11 protein-coding genes are annotated in these 14601 nt (G+C 46.9%); 9 read left to right on the top strand and 2 right to left on the bottom strand.

The window, feature by feature from the left end; all coding sequences use genetic code 11:
- Positions 1–32: 32 nt before the first annotated feature.
- The gene (locus DW913_RS09645; RefSeq protein ID WP_117798350.1) at positions 33–617 is read left to right on the top strand and encodes a C39 family peptidase; all 585 of its coding nucleotides are present in this window, start codon (positions 33–35) and stop codon (positions 615–617) included.
- Between the two features lie 61 nt (positions 618–678).
- Here the strand turns inward: DW913_RS09645 and DW913_RS09640 are convergent, their stop codons facing one another.
- Together DW913_RS09640 and DW913_RS09635 are read right to left on the bottom strand one after the other, a co-directional pair.
- Positions 679–1620 (bottom strand): DMT family transporter, encoded by a 942-nt coding sequence (locus DW913_RS09640; protein WP_117798349.1) that lies wholly within the window; start codon positions 1618–1620, stop codon positions 679–681.
- Positions 1621–1622: 2 nt separating this feature from the next.
- Positions 1623–3395, bottom strand: a complete 1773-nt coding sequence (locus DW913_RS09635; RefSeq protein WP_199580830.1) for a phosphotransferase — start codon at positions 3393–3395, stop codon at positions 1623–1625.
- Between the two features lie 165 nt (positions 3396–3560).
- On the opposite strand from DW913_RS09635, the gene DW913_RS09630 reads away from it, so the two are divergent.
- The 8 genes from DW913_RS09630 (at position 3561) to DW913_RS09600 (ending at position 13940) form a co-directional block, all read left to right on the top strand.
- Entirely contained in the window at positions 3561–5732 is a 2172-nt protein-coding gene (locus tag DW913_RS09630; protein ID WP_158566239.1) for an NlpC/P60 family protein, read from the top strand.
- Positions 5733–5774: 42 nt separating this feature from the next.
- Entirely contained in the window at positions 5775–7844 is a 2070-nt protein-coding gene (locus tag DW913_RS09625; RefSeq protein WP_117798347.1) for a L,D-transpeptidase family protein, read from the top strand.
- A gap of 107 nt (positions 7845–7951) precedes the next feature.
- Positions 7952–8899 (top strand): glycosyltransferase, encoded by a 948-nt coding sequence (locus tag DW913_RS09620; RefSeq protein ID WP_158566237.1) that lies wholly within the window; start codon positions 7952–7954, stop codon positions 8897–8899.
- 44 nt (positions 8900–8943) lie between these two features.
- Positions 8944–10188, top strand: coding sequence for a polysaccharide biosynthesis protein (locus tag DW913_RS10000; RefSeq protein ID WP_147349648.1), 1245 nt, complete (start codon positions 8944–8946; stop codon positions 10186–10188).
- Between the two features lie 4 nt (positions 10189–10192).
- Positions 10193–11053 (top strand): phosphorylcholine transferase LicD, encoded by an 861-nt coding sequence (locus tag DW913_RS09615; protein ID WP_158558654.1) that lies wholly within the window; start codon positions 10193–10195, stop codon positions 11051–11053.
- 33 nt (positions 11054–11086) lie between these two features.
- On the top strand, positions 11087–12232 hold the full coding sequence (locus DW913_RS09610) for a glycosyltransferase family 4 protein (protein ID WP_117798345.1): 1146 nt from the start codon (positions 11087–11089) through the stop codon (positions 12230–12232).
- Positions 12233–12837: 605 nt separating this feature from the next.
- The gene (locus DW913_RS09605) at positions 12838–13584 is read left to right on the top strand and encodes a glycosyltransferase family 2 protein (protein ID WP_117798344.1); all 747 of its coding nucleotides are present in this window, start codon (positions 12838–12840) and stop codon (positions 13582–13584) included.
- Complete coding sequence (locus DW913_RS09600; RefSeq protein ID WP_117798343.1) at positions 13584–13940, top strand: DUF2304 domain-containing protein; 357 nt, start codon at positions 13584–13586, stop codon at positions 13938–13940. The genes DW913_RS09605 and DW913_RS09600 overlap by 1 nt, the downstream gene beginning before the upstream one ends.
- Positions 13941–14601 lie beyond the last annotated feature (661 nt).

Below are 14601 nucleotides of genomic sequence, written 5' to 3'. Positions count from 1 at the left end.
CTATATTTGGCTAAATTATTCCGGCGCTAACAATGGTTGGCGCTTGGGTCGATGTCCCGTGCTATTCGCAGTACCCGGAACTTCCTACTGGCTGTGAGTCGGTTGCCCTTACAAACTTGCTTAACTACTATGGTTTCGGTTTAGGTAAGACGATTATTGCGGATTACTATTTGCCCAAGGGAAGCAATGGCAATTTTGTTACCGCTTTTGATGGCAATCCAAGGCGTAGCAGCGGGGGTCTCATGGGATGCGTCGCACCTGCGATTACTATTGCTGGTAATAACTTTCTGCGTGCTGCTGGAAGTGGCAAGCAGGCAAAAGACGTTTCTTTCTCGTCAATTTCTTCCATTAAGAACAGGCTGACCTGTGGTCAACCTGTTGAGATGTGGAATACCGAATGGGGAAGTTGGCCAGGAGGCCGTTATGCTGCGCGTTGGTATAACGGGCATTCCTATGGTCTGTGGGGCGGTAATCATGCCGTAGTCCTTAAAGGCTATGATGACGAGCAGGGAATTGTCTATCTTTCGGATTCGATTAACGGCAATGTTACGCGAAATGCCCAAGTGTTCTTCGGCACGTGGCAACAGATGGATAGCCAGGCCGTGGTAATTGAATAGCCATGATGCTAAAAGGGGAGAACTCGACGAGCTCTCCCCTTTTGCTACTTTGTTAATCTAGCTACGCCGTCTTCTTACGTCCAAATAGTTCGTCCCAGTTACTGGCTGCCAAAACTGTTCCGCATACAATTACAACGCAGCAGATTACGGATGCCATGTCGGGAATTGTTCCAAGCAAGATCAGGCCAAAGACCACTGACCATGCCGAATAGGAGATATTCAGAGCCATCGCACGCGCTGCTCCGATTGCCGCAATGCCCTTGTAATAGAACAGATAGGATGCAGTTCCTGCGAGTCCGGCGAGTGCAATAATCAATGTGGGCATGCTTGGGATAGCGCCCAACGTGAAATGCCATGCTCCGAAGAGGGGGAGTACGAGCACTCCATAAACAAGTGCACTTGTAGTTTCGCGGATTTGCAAAGCCGTTTCGTCATCAACGGCATCATCTTTCATTCCCCATGCGCACAGCACCGCTTCGGATCCCCATCCAATAACGGCAAGCACCGCCCCGAGTAAGCCGAGGGGGGCATTTGCAATCTCACTCGACCCGGCCGATAGATAGCCCATCGTCATTACGCCGCAAAGAGCAACGAGAAGGGAAAGAATCTGGCCTTTGCCCATTTTCTCCTTCAGCAGCACGAAGGAAAGGAATGCTCCGACTGCGGGATAGAAGGCGGAGATGATTGCCGTGTAGGCAGCTCCGATGTTATTAATTGCCAATACGTAGCCGGTCATTCCGATAGGTCCACCGAGTAGAGCGCCGGCGATGACGACCTTGCCCGAACGAGTTTTAAGTGCAGCGAGCGTGTCTTTCAGTCTGCCTCGGACTCCCATGTAGCCAAAGAGCCAGATTGCACAGAAGGCATCATGGAGAAAGGATCCCGCAATGGAGGCGCATGCAAGCGCTTCCGCCGATCCAATATAGGGCGCAAGCGCCAAGCCGATTCCAAGAATTACTGTATCAAGGCCCCAAAGAAGACCGCTAAAAAAGCCGAATTGCATCGTTACTCACCTTTCCGATAGATCTCCAGTGCCTTTTTAAGGTATTTGGCACCGTAATTGAAGTAGATATAGAGCCATTCGCCCACGAAGTCGCCTTCGGCTTCTTTCAGAAGAGACCAGAGGTACCAGCACCATCCTGCAAGGGCAATGTGCGCATAGTTATGCGCAATTTCGTTGTTTGTTGCCCTGCGCCCAAAATATGCATCAAGCGCGCGGTCGACTTCATCTTCGGAAAGCTCACAGCAGACACTGCAAGTTCCAAAATCGTTCGCGTAATCGCTCATGCCAGCATATTCCCAGTCAATGAGATAGTACTTGTCGTTTTCATCGATAAGAAAATTGAGGTAGAAGAAGTCATTGTGACAAAGGCATTTTGGCGCATTGTCGGCCTGAACAAAGCGCTCCAATTCATCGATTTCGGCGGCCATTTCCCTGTAGCCTGGAATGTCGATGGGACCTTTTTCCAGAAGAAGTGATTCGTAGCGCTTCGCTTCGAGGTAGAAGTCAAATTCGGTTTCGACGTTTGCACCGCTCTCGTGAAGCGAACGACACATCTGCATCATTCGATTCATTTGGGCAGCATCGTGTGGATTAGGCTGCTTTGCGTTGGGTACAAACTTCGAAATTTTCCAACCGCGCTTTGGGTCCTCATGGATGAACGTATCGTCAAGGCCGAGTTCCTTGGCCTTTTTAAGTGCGGCTACTTCTCCATTTCTGTTAATAAGCAGTTCGGTTCCGACTCCCGGATGGCGGTAAACGTACTCTCCATCATTGGTTCTAAAGTGGCACGATAGGTTCGTAAGACCTTGTTTAAGGGGATAAACGTCGTGAATCTCTGATTTGGAGCAGCCGAGCACTTGCTCGATGTTATCGAAAATATCGGAGTCAACGTTTTCGATAAAATGCGGATCAAAGGCACGCAGCTCATCAAGAGAATCGAATTCGTTGATCTCGCCCTCAGGATACTTCTTGATCACCATATCGAGCTCCTTGATGTGCTCGATATACAGATCTTCCCAAAGTTTGTCCGTTGTTTCGGGCTTGTTATATTCCGTTTCAAGAATCTGCTTAAACGCAAGCGAGAAGGCTTTATCAAAGTAGACATGCCCGAGCATGTACCATGCATCGGACCCGCCAATCGTAACATTGGTGATTCTATCCATTGCTCCCGTTTGAATGCACCATTCTTTGGTGGCGCCTTCAGCATATTGAGCAGAATAAAATGCTTTCCAAACATATGCTTCAAACGGATTGTTTAGAAGGTAATCATCGCTTGAGCAAATGTAGGTGTTGCCAAGTCGCTCCCTTACGCACATAAGTGATGCGTGGTTATTTTTGGATGCGTATTCGTTGTTGACGACAATCGAAACGCCGAACTTGCTTTCAAGATAGAAGAAATATTCTTTTTTATAGCCGACAACGACGGTGATATTGCTGATACCTGCGTCTTGCAGCTGCCTAATCTGACGTTCGATGAGAATCTCACCACGTACCTTTAAAAGGCCTTTGGGCTTTTCATACGAAATGGGAGCAAAGCGGCTCGAAAGCCCCGCAGCCAATATCACTGCGTTTTCAACCTTATAGGGGTGAAGTGCTTCGTAACCGCTGTCGGTTAGGCTGTCCGATTCGAGAAGGCCCTCATTCGTAAGCTCTTTATTTGCTGCGTTTACCGATCCAAGTGAGAGGCCAGTGCGCTCGGCAACTTCTCGCTGGCTGGCATATGGGTTCTTTAGGTATTCGTACAGAACAGTAAAGTTACGCTTGGTCAGTTCCACTGCAGGCCTCCAATTAAGATGTTCATTGCTTAGGGAAAGAATAGAATGATTGAACGTTTTGTTCAATTTAATATATTTATCTACATAGACTGAACAGACAGTAACGAAAATCAATCCTGGAATGTGGATTAAAATAAATAAATGAGATATCTGGGAGGGTCGCTTATGTATCGATTCGAAAAGAAGGCCACGTTTGTTTGTGCTGCTGCGTCATTAGTCACTGCTTGCTGCTTGCCCCTGAGTGCGAATGTCGCGTTTGCACAGGATTCCGTTGAGGCTCAGAGTATTGAGTCAAAAGCGGATTTTTCTTCTGTGGTTTCCGATGATTTGCAACCTGATAATTCTTCCGTCATAAAAGATGGCTGGCAACGAGACGAGTCGTCTGGAGTTTGGTATTACGGAAAAAACGGTAAACACCAAACTGGCTGGCTGCAAAGCGGGGGCTATTGGTATTGGCTTGATCCAGCCAATGATGGTGCAATGCAGACAGGTTATTTCAATGTGACCGATGCTGGCGGATCGACTGTTTCGTTTTATGCGAATGACGGCAATGCCGCAACGCCTTTTGGCGCGCTATATCAGAACTGCTGGCTACGTAACTCAGATGGAAATTGGTTTTATGCCAATGCTGGAGGCGATTTAGCTGCTGGTTGGTTTTATCAAGACGGCACATGGTATTACCTGGATCCTGCCACCCATATAATGCAGGTTGGTTTTGTCGACCCCGGGAGCGGGAAATACTATTTAGATGCCACTGGTGCTATGAAAACCGGCTGGATTCTCGTTGACGGGAATTGGTACTGGGCTTATTCATCGGGTGCCCTTGCTTCGTCATGGCAAACGATAGGTGGGGCTCGCTATTATTTTGACCCACAGACGTTCATCATGTTTAAGGGTCGTCAAAAGATTGATGGAAGAACCTACATTTTTGGTGACTATGGCCTCGCAAATGGATGGTACAAAGACGGAGCAGATTGGTATTACTGCTCTAACGGTATTGCGGCCACTGGCTGGAAACTCGTTAACGGCGCTTGGTATTATCTCGACCCAGCCTCCGATGGTAAGATGTCCGTTGGGTATTTAGACCTTGGCAATGCAGCTTATTATTTAAAGCCTAACGGGGCTATGGCTGTTGGTTGGGCTCAGGTCGAGGACGGCTGGTATTTCGCCTCCCAATCTGGTGCACTTATTTCTGGCTGGTATAAAGAGGGCACGAGCTGGTATTACCTGGACCCTGTTAGCCATCTCATGAAAACGGGCTTATTTGAGGTGGGCGGCAACGATTTTTTTGCAAACCAGAGCGGTAGGCTTATGGTTTCCAGCTGGGTTACCGTTAATGACGGCGTTCAAAGATACGCTGATGATAATGGATATCTTTGCAAGGATGTGATTCGCGAAAACGGCACTATCCTTAAAACCGCCGGAGCTGATGGTTGGCAGGTTGCGTCCGGCTGGGTTAACGTCGCAAATCTAAGGTTTTACGCAGAGCCCGGAACGGGCGTCATTCATCGTGGATGGCTGCAGATTGACGGCGATTGGTATTGGCTTGATGCTGATTCTGGCGTGATGAAGACCGGATGGGTTTTTACTGGCGGTGCATGGTATTACCTAAACGCTGACGGAAAAATGGCAACTGGTTGGAAATGCCTGAATGGAACATGGTATTACCTTGAGTCCAATGGAAGCATGCATGTTGGCTGGCTTAAAGATTCGGGTAAGTGGTATTGGTTAGACGGCAGCGGCGCTATGGCAACGGGCGCAAGAACCATCGATGGCGTTCGTCGAGTTTTCTGGAGCGATGGACAGTGCGACAAAGTTGGCTGGCAAAATCCATCCCAGTATCCTCAGGTCAGTTCTTGGACTGTTCGGCTGCCTGGCTATTGCACCGGATACTTTACCTATGTGACCCCTTCTCGCATTTCTGTCGAAGCAACGCGGGAAGATTGCGTGAACGCCTTTATCCAGCGCGCCTATGAGTATATTGGTACGCAATATATTGAGCCTTGGTCTACCGCTCCCGGTGGAGCTGTTGATTGCTCTGGTTTTGTCTTGCAGTGCCTTTATGCTACTGGCATGGATATGGGTGTTTACAACCCTTATAACCATCGCTGGGATCCAAGCCAAACCTATAATTCCATGAATTGGTATCGAAGCAATATCTTTATGCCCGTGAGCACGAGCTCGATTCAACGCGGCGATGTGATTTATTACCGCGGTCATATTGCAATTGCACTTGGCGGCGGCTTGATGATTGATTCCTGGCCTCATCAAGGTGTCGGAATTCATCCTATTAGTGCAAGGGGAAATGTAATCGGCGCAGCTCGTCCGTTTATTTAATAGATTCCCTGCAAGACAGTCGGTACCGGTTGGGGGCCTGAAATGAATGCTCGGATTGATCATCGAATTTGCTGGCGAGTAATTGGCTTGATGCTATTTTCCGCCTTACTCTCAGTTATAGCCCCCGCATTTTCTTGCACTGCTTATGCCGTGGAAGAGGGGGCGGATAACGGTGTCGTAGAGCGCGACTCGACAGGTGGGCCGGGAGCATTGGTCGGTGGCGGTTGCTCTCAAGACTCCAGCGATTGTGCCGGCAAAACAACGGAAGATTCGAGCCTACAGGTTGTCGAAAGCCATGACCCGTCGACTACAGAACAACTATCTGGATGGCAATGGAACGGTTTGTCCTGGTATTACTATCTAGATGGCTGTCGTTTGACCGGAATTCAGAATATTGACGACTCGCTGTACTACTTGGACCCCGCTCGTGACGGCGCAATGAGCTGCGGCTGGATTTTTACTGAAAATAAGTGGTATTACGCGGGTCCGTCAGGCGCTTTGGCAAGTGGCTGGCAGTTTATTGGAGACCAATGGTACTGGTTTGACTCCCTTAACAGCTGTTCTATGGCTACTGGTCGACGTGTTATTGATGGGCACCCTTATCTTCTTGGAACCTATGGACTGATTAATGGATGGTGCCTTGATAACGGTTTATGGTATTGGGGTAGCAATGGTGAAGTCTTAACCGGCTGGCTTCAAACTGGCAATAACTGGTATTGGCTTGATCCCGCCAATGATGGTGTTATGTCTAGAGGAATCGTTTCTGTCGGTTCGTCTCGTTACTATTTATCGGATTCCGGCGCAATGGCTGTTGGTTGGGCGTTTGATGGGACGGACTGGTATTACGCTGACGGTTCCGGCGCACTTGCATCGGGCTGGCGTTTGGTGAATGGCGTTTGGTATTGGCTCGATGTCGCAAATGACAATAGAATGGCTACCGGCTTTTTTGTCATCGGATCCAATCAGTATCATTTTTCTTCAACGGGAGCGTTGTCACTCGGCTGGTTTATGAGCGATGGAGACTGGTATTACGCTGAGCCTTCTCATGCGTCGGGCATTATAAAGGCTGGATGGCTGAAGGACGGTAGTCAATACTATTATCTCGATCCTGCCGCCGACGGTAAAATGCTGCTTGGTCATTTTTCTGTAAATGGGAAAAGCTATTATGCAAAAGCTTCAGGCGCTGTTGCTTGTCGTGAATGGGTTGATGTCCAGGACTCGGTTCAGGATGAGCCATCTAAGGCTTTTGCAGGTTCTGATTGCTCATTGTGTGGAGCATTGCTTAATGGAAAACTGTTTACATCAAACGGCGATGGCGAATTGATCGAAGCTCACGGGTTTGTGATGCTTGGAGGCTGTAAGTTCTATGCTGATCCAACCGATGGCTCCCCCTGCGCTGGATGGAAGAACGTTAACGGAAAATGGTACTTCTTTGATGAGACCGCTGGCTATGCACGATCTGGCTGGCTGTACAAGGATGGCTCCTGGTTCTATTTGGACCCATCTACCTACGTTATGAAAACCGGCTGGGTTGCCGTTAACGGATCTTGGTATTACTTGAATTCGTCTGGTTATATGCAAACAGGGTGGCTTAACCTGGGGGGTACCTGGTATTGGTTTGACGCTAGTGGTGCCATGGCTACTGGCTGGCGCGTTGTGGACGGATCCTGGAATTATTTCATGGCCAACGGCGCGTGGGTGTCAGACTATATGGATGCTAAGGCTCAAAGTTATTCAAGCAATACAAATTGGCTGATACTTGTCGATACGTCACGTTGCGTTACGAGTATTTACACTGGATCCTGGAATAACTGGTCCTTAAACCGTCGATATGTATGTTCGACGGGAAAGGCTAGCACGCCTACGGTGATAGGGGAGTATCAAGTCTACGGTAAGGGATACTCCTTTGGGCATGGATATACTTGCTATTACTACACGCAGTTCTATGGTGATTACCTATTCCATTCCTCACCCTACTATGTTAACAGCAATCGCGTGATGGATCCCACGATGGGGGTCCCATCCTCTGCCGGATGCGTGCGTCTTGAGATCCAGAACGCAAAATGGATTTACGATAATATTCCTTATGGAACGAAGGTTGTTACTTATTGATATTAGGCACTCGTTTTAAGAGACAGGGATAAATACTCTATTTTTAAAAGAGTTTCTTTTAACTGAGGGTGCTTTGATAATCTTTAGCAATGAATTTGGGAGGATTTTTGGAAATAGAAATGGGAAATGATATTGGCGTATGCGTACTTCTCTCAGCTTATAAACCCGATCTTAAGTTTTTCGCGGAACAACTTGATTCGATAGATAAACAAACGTTTCCGCTTACGCTTCTAGTTAGAAATGACTGCCCTGAATCGGATTCATTAGAGCGGTTTATCCAAGCGCATATAACGAAAAACGCCTATCGGTATTATCACGGTGATAATAATCTCGGTTATGTCAAATCGTTCGAGGCGCTGCTCTCCTTGGCGGAAGGGGATTACGTAGTACTTTGCGATCAGGATGATATTTGGGAGCCTAATAGAGTTGAAGTTTCGCTCAACCATATGCTAGAAGAAGGCTCAATTCTAGATGTTTGTGATAGATCGGTAATTGACGAAAACGGAAATATTCTGGTAAAGAGTTATAGGAAAGCTCATCCTAATTCGCCGGAAGTAAATTGGTGCTCTGGAGAGGATATTACTGTACAGGCCGCAAGCGTATGTTACGGCATTGGTATGGCTCTCATGTTAGATGCGAGTGCGGCGAAGTCGATGATTCCCTTTCCGGAATCGACTGCACATGACTTGTGGTTGACATTGGGTTGCAGTGAACTGGGGAAGTGCAGCTTTACTATGACTCCTTTGGTTAAGTATCGTCGACATGGTGGTAACGAAACTGGATTCCTTGCAGGTGTTTCTTCAAAAGATGATTGGTATTCGACAAGAGTTAAAAACAGGGTTGATACTGCTAGGCGATTTGCCGATAGATTTCCCGATTCACCGCATCTAAAGGAAATATTGGGGTTCGCTGAAGCAAGGGAGCGGCGCTCCATAATTGGTTTACTTAAATACCGACGAGCTTGCCCGTCTATCGCTAAAGCAGATATCATTATACGTCTTGTGCCGAATTGGCTGTTTATTTTGATTTTAAAAGAACTTAAAGCTGCGAGATAGCTCCGTATCCTCATTTCGACAGGTTTAGAAGGGCACTTATATTTGTGAAGGCCACAGAGAAGACTCTTTCGATTAAACTTAATATGTTCTGGAATACCGTCGGTTCGTTGACTAATTTAGGCTGTCAGTGGCTTATCACCATTTTGGTCGTTCGGCTGTCTGATGGATATAGTGCTGCAGGCATTTATTCGCTGGCTATGTCTATTTTCAACATGTTTTCTCAATTAGCCCAATACAGGATGTACACGGTGCAAATTGCAGATGTTGAAAGGAAAAACTCTGCTGGTGAATACCTGACTTTTCGTTTCTTTACTACGTTTATAGCGTTTGCAATGTTAGCCGTCTATTCCATTGCAACGTGTCGTATTGGTACGGTGCCCGCTATTCTTCTGTATGCTCTCTATAAAACCGCTGGCTTAGTCATTGATGTCATGCATGCTAATGATCAGGTTGGTCATAGGATGGACTATATTGGGAAATCCCTCATAATGCAGGGCATCGGCTCTCTCCTTTCATTCATTCTTGTCTTTGGATTTTTCAATAGCCTCGAAGGTGCACTGTTGCTTATGACGGTAGTGACAATAGGCATTGGAGTTATTTACGATTTTCCAAGATCAAATCGGATTTCTGCAATCAAGCTTGGAATTAGCGGAGCGAAGGTCAGAGCCTTCCTATGTAGCTGTTTGCCCATCGTTCTGGGCGGCATTGCTGCTTCTGCGGCGCCGAATATTCCCAGGCAGTATTTATCTTATTCATTCGGAGATTCTGCTCTGGGTATTTATGCATCAGTTGCTGCACCTGTGGCAATTATCCAAATGGGTGCGACTTATATTTATAATCCTTTATTAGGTTATCTAGTAGAGCGTTACCATTCTAGAGAAAAGTCCTTTTTTTCGCTCATAGGTAAAATACTTGCTGGCATCTTTTTTGTCGGTGTCATATCTTCAGTTGCCCTTTTCTTTTTCGGTAAATTATTGCTGTCACTGTTTTATGGCGCTGGAATAGCTAAACATACCGATCTCCTTCAGCCTATGTTGGCTTGTGCCTTTTTGACTGGGATCGCTTGGTTTGTCAACGATTTGCTGGTTTCTCTTGATAATTACCGAGGGGTATTTGTTGGCAGCATGCTGTCCTTAATTAGTGCTGTCGCTGTTATGGCTCCTGCGCAAATGCTGTTTGGCTTAAATGGCCCTACTGTATCGGCGCTTATATCCAATGCCATTTGCCTTATTTATCAGTCTTCTGTTTTGGGGAAACAGACGCAACAATGGTTCGGGGAAAAGGGATAGGCCGATGATGTCTAAAGCTCACGCGCTATTAAAGCTTCAAAACACTGAATTGGATATCCTTCAGGTTGTCGCCGCATTCTGCTCTAAGCACGGCATCAGGTGGTGGCTTGACGGTGGAACATGTTTAGGAGCAATGCGTCATAGGGGGTTTATCCCTTGGGATGATGATATAGATATCGGAATGATGCGTTCAGATTATGACCGCTTTTGCTCTTTAGCCGAGGGTGGGTTACCGGAAGGATATTCGCTCCATACATCGCGGAATACTACTGGCTATGCTGCGATGTTTGCTAAGGTGTATCGCGATGGAACTCGCTTCGAGAATCAAGAGGCTCGAGAGGCTTCCAGTTCGATGGGCATTTTTGTCGACATCTTTCCATATGACCAGCTCTATACAGATAAACGCCTTCGTGCAAAGCAAGTCCGAACTGCATCAATTGCACAGAAAAGAGCTTATTTATATCATTCTTCTTCCATTGTTGTCCCTCATAAAGGGTTCCTTGGTCAACTCGAGCAAATTGGTTGTTCTGCTATGCACGTGGTGGAACAACTGGTTTCTCGAGGCGCATGCTCTTACCAGGATTTGTTCGATTCCTGTATTGCCGACTCAAATACGGGTGAGGTCTCTGATTACTGTCTGACGTTAAGCTGGCCGAATATGGCGCCAGTGCCTATTTCAGAGATTTTCCCTCTGAGCAGCGCGGTTTTCGAAGGCAGTGAATTCCCTGTTCCTCGTATGACGGATAAATATCTTACAACGATGTATGGCGATTGGAAAAAAATACCGTCACCGGATAATCGACATACCCATCTTCCGCTCTTGCTCGACTTTGGAGATGGGGAAGTCTGGACGGCACAGAATTAAGGATATGACATCTATATCAGATGAGGTTATGTGATGAGCTCCTCTATTTGTATTTTCACTCACCATTATCACCCGCAACTTAGTGGAATTGGTAATTTTGTCGATGGTCTCGCTCACGCCTTGACTGCACGCGGCGATAGGGTGGTTATCGTTACTAATGATTCGATGCGCGTGGGAGTCGGTCATTCAGTCGAAAACGGCCTGGAGGTAATTCGTCTTCCTTGCATTCCGTTACTTGATGGAAGACTTCCTCTTCCCAAAAAAACCAGTGATTATTACCGACTCCTGCAAACCCTTGATGATTATGAGTGGAATGGTGTTCTGATAAACACGAGACTTTTCCCTCTCTCGCTCGAAGGGCTGAGGTTTGCTGCGGATCATAGTGCTAAGGCTGTCGTTCTCGACCACGGCTCAGCGTATCTTTCCTTCAATCAGCCACTCCTTGATTTTTTTGTGCGCCGATATGAGGATTGGATTACGGATCGCGTAAAGACGTTTGACCCTGATTTCTATGGGATTTCTTCTAAAAGTGTTGAATGGCTTCAGCACTTTAATATCACTGCAAAGGGCGTCATTTCAAACTCAATCAATGCCTCATTCTATAGGAGTATTTCTTCGGGGAGAGATTTCCGATCTGAATTAGGTATCCCTCAGTCATCTTTGGTTGTAGCTTTTGTCGGGCGGCTTATTCCTGAAAAGGGAATTAATTCAATTATTGAGGCGGCTCGCACAAAAGATATTACCAAGCGTGATATTTGTTTTGTTCTTGCAGGGGATGGTCCGCTGGCTAATGAGGTCAAGGAAGCCTGTTCGTCTAACTTGTTTTGGCTTGGGAGATGTAACACAGAGGATATTTCTTCCTTACTTCAGCAAGCAGATGTGCTTTGTCTTCCAACTCGTTCCGAAGGCTTTTCAACGGTACTTCTTGAAGCTTCAGCCTGCGGAACGCCTGCAGTGGTAACAGATGTGGGCGGGGCACGCGAGCTTATCTTAGATGATAGCTACGGCACAATAATTCGGTCCATGGCATCTGATGAGGTGGTTTCGGCATTATGCAGGCTTTTTGATGATCGAGAGCTGCTTTCTCTTCAGTCTCGAAACTCTAGGGCGCTTGTTGAAAGTCGATATAACTGGGATGCCACTGCTATGGATGTCGAGAAGGCGTTTTGTATTTGCTAAGTGATACTTGGCTGGCTTTTGTTCGGATGAAGTTGATAATCAAGGGCTTTTGTTCGGCTTTTGCGTGAAGTTGGATATAAGTGCCGATTTTGGTATTGTCGATTCCTCCTATTTCATGAATATTTGCTCGCTTGAGCACCGCTGAATATCAAGAAGCACGCCGCTGTTATTGCGCCTGGCTTTGGGGCCGACATGGGTCTCGGCGCCTATTTATTGCTAGCGTCCGGCGTCGCGTCGCTGCTGCATGTTGGCCTCGCCTGTATCAACCCAGATCGCGTTTCTTTAAGCTAGTGCCAAAGATTAAGGCTATCGTTGGGATGGGGGGGATAGTTGGAGCAGTTTTGTCCGATTAGAATGGCGTCGAAGTCTTATGCACCGCGCAATTGGGCGAGAGCCGCAGCGGATTTGTATCTTGCGATGGCAGATGGGGGCTCCAGGTGAACGTCAGCTGTATGCCAGCCGTGCAAACTAAATATCCAAGCTTGAGATGTAACTTCGCGATGGTTAGTCCGGATGCTGTAAACTTTATTCATTACTAGACAGTGCGTTGGACTGTAAGGGTCGCATTTTCTTCGAGCGTCGCTAAGGGCCAACTATTATTTGGAATGGATGAAACTCGATTGTCATTTGCTTTAACAAAAGATTCAAAAGGATATCCGCGTGTTCTGGTAATTATTCCCGCTTATAACGAGCAGGAATGCATTCTCAATACCGTTGCTTCAATTAAGGCTGCTGGATATGACTATGTCGTAATTAACGACGGCTCACAGGATGGGACACTTAGGCTTTGTCGAGAGCATGATGTCAACATATTGGATCTCCCACAGAACCTTGGTATCGGTGGGGCGGTCCAGGCGGGGCATAAGTATGCTCAGAGATTTGGCTATGATATTGACATTCAGGTTGACGGCGATGGCCAACATGATCCTTCTTATATACCTGAGCTTGTTAAGCTGATTGAGGGTGGGGCGAGTCTGGCGATAGGCTCTCGATTCTTGGTCGAGACCGACGGTTTCCAATCAACCTTTATGCGTCGTGTTGGAATCAGGTGGCTCTCTTTTTTGCTTAAGTTGCTTACAGGTAAGGCGGTCACCGATCCCACTTCTGGCTTTAGAGCCTGCAATAAAGACGCCATCGACTTATTCTGCAAGAGCTATCCTGATGATTATCCGGAGCCGGAATCGATAGCTTTGGCTATGAAGCTTGGTCTCCCCGTTATGGAGGCACCTGTAAAGATGAATGAGCGCCAGGGCGGGCGTTCATCCATTGGGCTCCTCTCTTCCGTCTACTACATGATTAAAGTTACGCTTGCTATTGTCCTTGTGTGTTGGATCCATAGGGGAGACCAATAATGAATTATTTTCTAAGGATTGGGGCAGCCATCTTTTTTGGTGGGTTCCTCGTTTATGTTCTTCGACTCGTATCCAAAGGAAAGATGCTTCTTAAGTATTCTTTGCTTTGGATTTTAATGTGCATGGCGGCCTTGCTTTGTGATTTATTCCCTCAGCTTATTTTTTATTGCTCCACGGCTATTGGGTTTGTTAACCCGGCCAATTTCCTCTTCCTGGGTGCAATTGTGCTGTTGCTTGCAATCTCTCTATCCCTTAGCGTTGCGGTGAGCCGTCATGTTTTGGCAATCAAAAGCCTTACACAAAGGATTGCCTTGCTCGAAAAAGAGCTTGAGAATCGGTTGGATTATTATGACTGAGCTTGATACAATTATTTGATTCAGTTTACTTTTAGTTCTTCAATGTTGCTAGTTGAGGAAAGTGGAAATCTGCCTTATACAAACGTTGCTTATACCCTTTGCTGAGGTCTGGATCGGTACCAAATCCGATGATTCTCATCGCGGGTTGCCATTTGCTTGTCAATGGAGGCGATATCCCTGCTCCGGCTGCAACGTTGTTTCAGCTGTTATGTCGTGGTCGAATAGTTTTGTATTAATAATGTAGAACAGATAATAGAATCAGCCGGAGGACTCCATTACAAAAGAGCGTAATTCCATTATCGAGCCATTTAGGTTAATTTCGATGTGGTGTGTAGTTACGCATCATTTTGTAATGCATAATGCAGATGATGTATCGGTTTTTGCTAGCCCTTTAACCCGTTAAATTTATTAGGACGATATCACTGGCCTGGTGGCTGAACTACTACCACACTACCGCTACGCCCCAGTGGGGCTGGGTTTTAAATACGCCTTTGGAATGATATTGCTTTGGCTATCTTGCGGAAAACAATCTCGAAGAAGAGTGGGCTCCTTGACGTAGGTCGCGTCGAGCCAGACGTAGGGCACTGGCGAGCCCTCGAGCGGCCTTCCGTACAGATCCTCGATGCTGTTAGCGCCGGGCGATTTTAGCCGCTAATAGTCA

The sequence above is a fragment of the Collinsella sp. AM42-18AC genome (assembly GCF_003467965.1).
In the GTDB taxonomy this organism is placed as follows: domain Bacteria; phylum Actinomycetota; class Coriobacteriia; order Coriobacteriales; family Coriobacteriaceae; genus Collinsella.
This window is presented reverse-complemented; position numbering and strand designations above follow the sequence as displayed.

What these genes read in the sequence shown, in the direction of transcription:
- DW913_RS09640 (WP_117798349.1), bottom strand. Translation starts at nt 1,620, where the DNA reads ATGCAATTCGGCTTTTTTAGCGGTCTTCTTTGGGGCCTTGATACAGTA.
- DW913_RS09605 (WP_117798344.1), top strand. Translation starts at nt 12,838, where the DNA reads ATGGATGAAACTCGATTGTCATTTGCTTTAACAAAAGATTCAAAAGGA.
- DW913_RS09645 (WP_117798350.1), top strand. Translation starts at nt 33, where the DNA reads ATGGTTGGCGCTTGGGTCGATGTCCCGTGCTATTCGCAGTACCCGGAA.
- DW913_RS09625 (WP_117798347.1), top strand. Translation starts at nt 5,775, where the DNA reads ATGAATGCTCGGATTGATCATCGAATTTGCTGGCGAGTAATTGGCTTG.
- DW913_RS09600 (WP_117798343.1), top strand. Translation starts at nt 13,584, where the DNA reads ATGAATTATTTTCTAAGGATTGGGGCAGCCATCTTTTTTGGTGGGTTC.
- DW913_RS09630 (WP_158566239.1), top strand. Translation starts at nt 3,561, where the DNA reads ATGTATCGATTCGAAAAGAAGGCCACGTTTGTTTGTGCTGCTGCGTCA.
- DW913_RS09610 (WP_117798345.1), top strand. Translation starts at nt 11,087, where the DNA reads ATGAGCTCCTCTATTTGTATTTTCACTCACCATTATCACCCGCAACTT.
- DW913_RS09615 (WP_158558654.1), top strand. Translation starts at nt 10,193, where the DNA reads ATGATGTCTAAAGCTCACGCGCTATTAAAGCTTCAAAACACTGAATTG.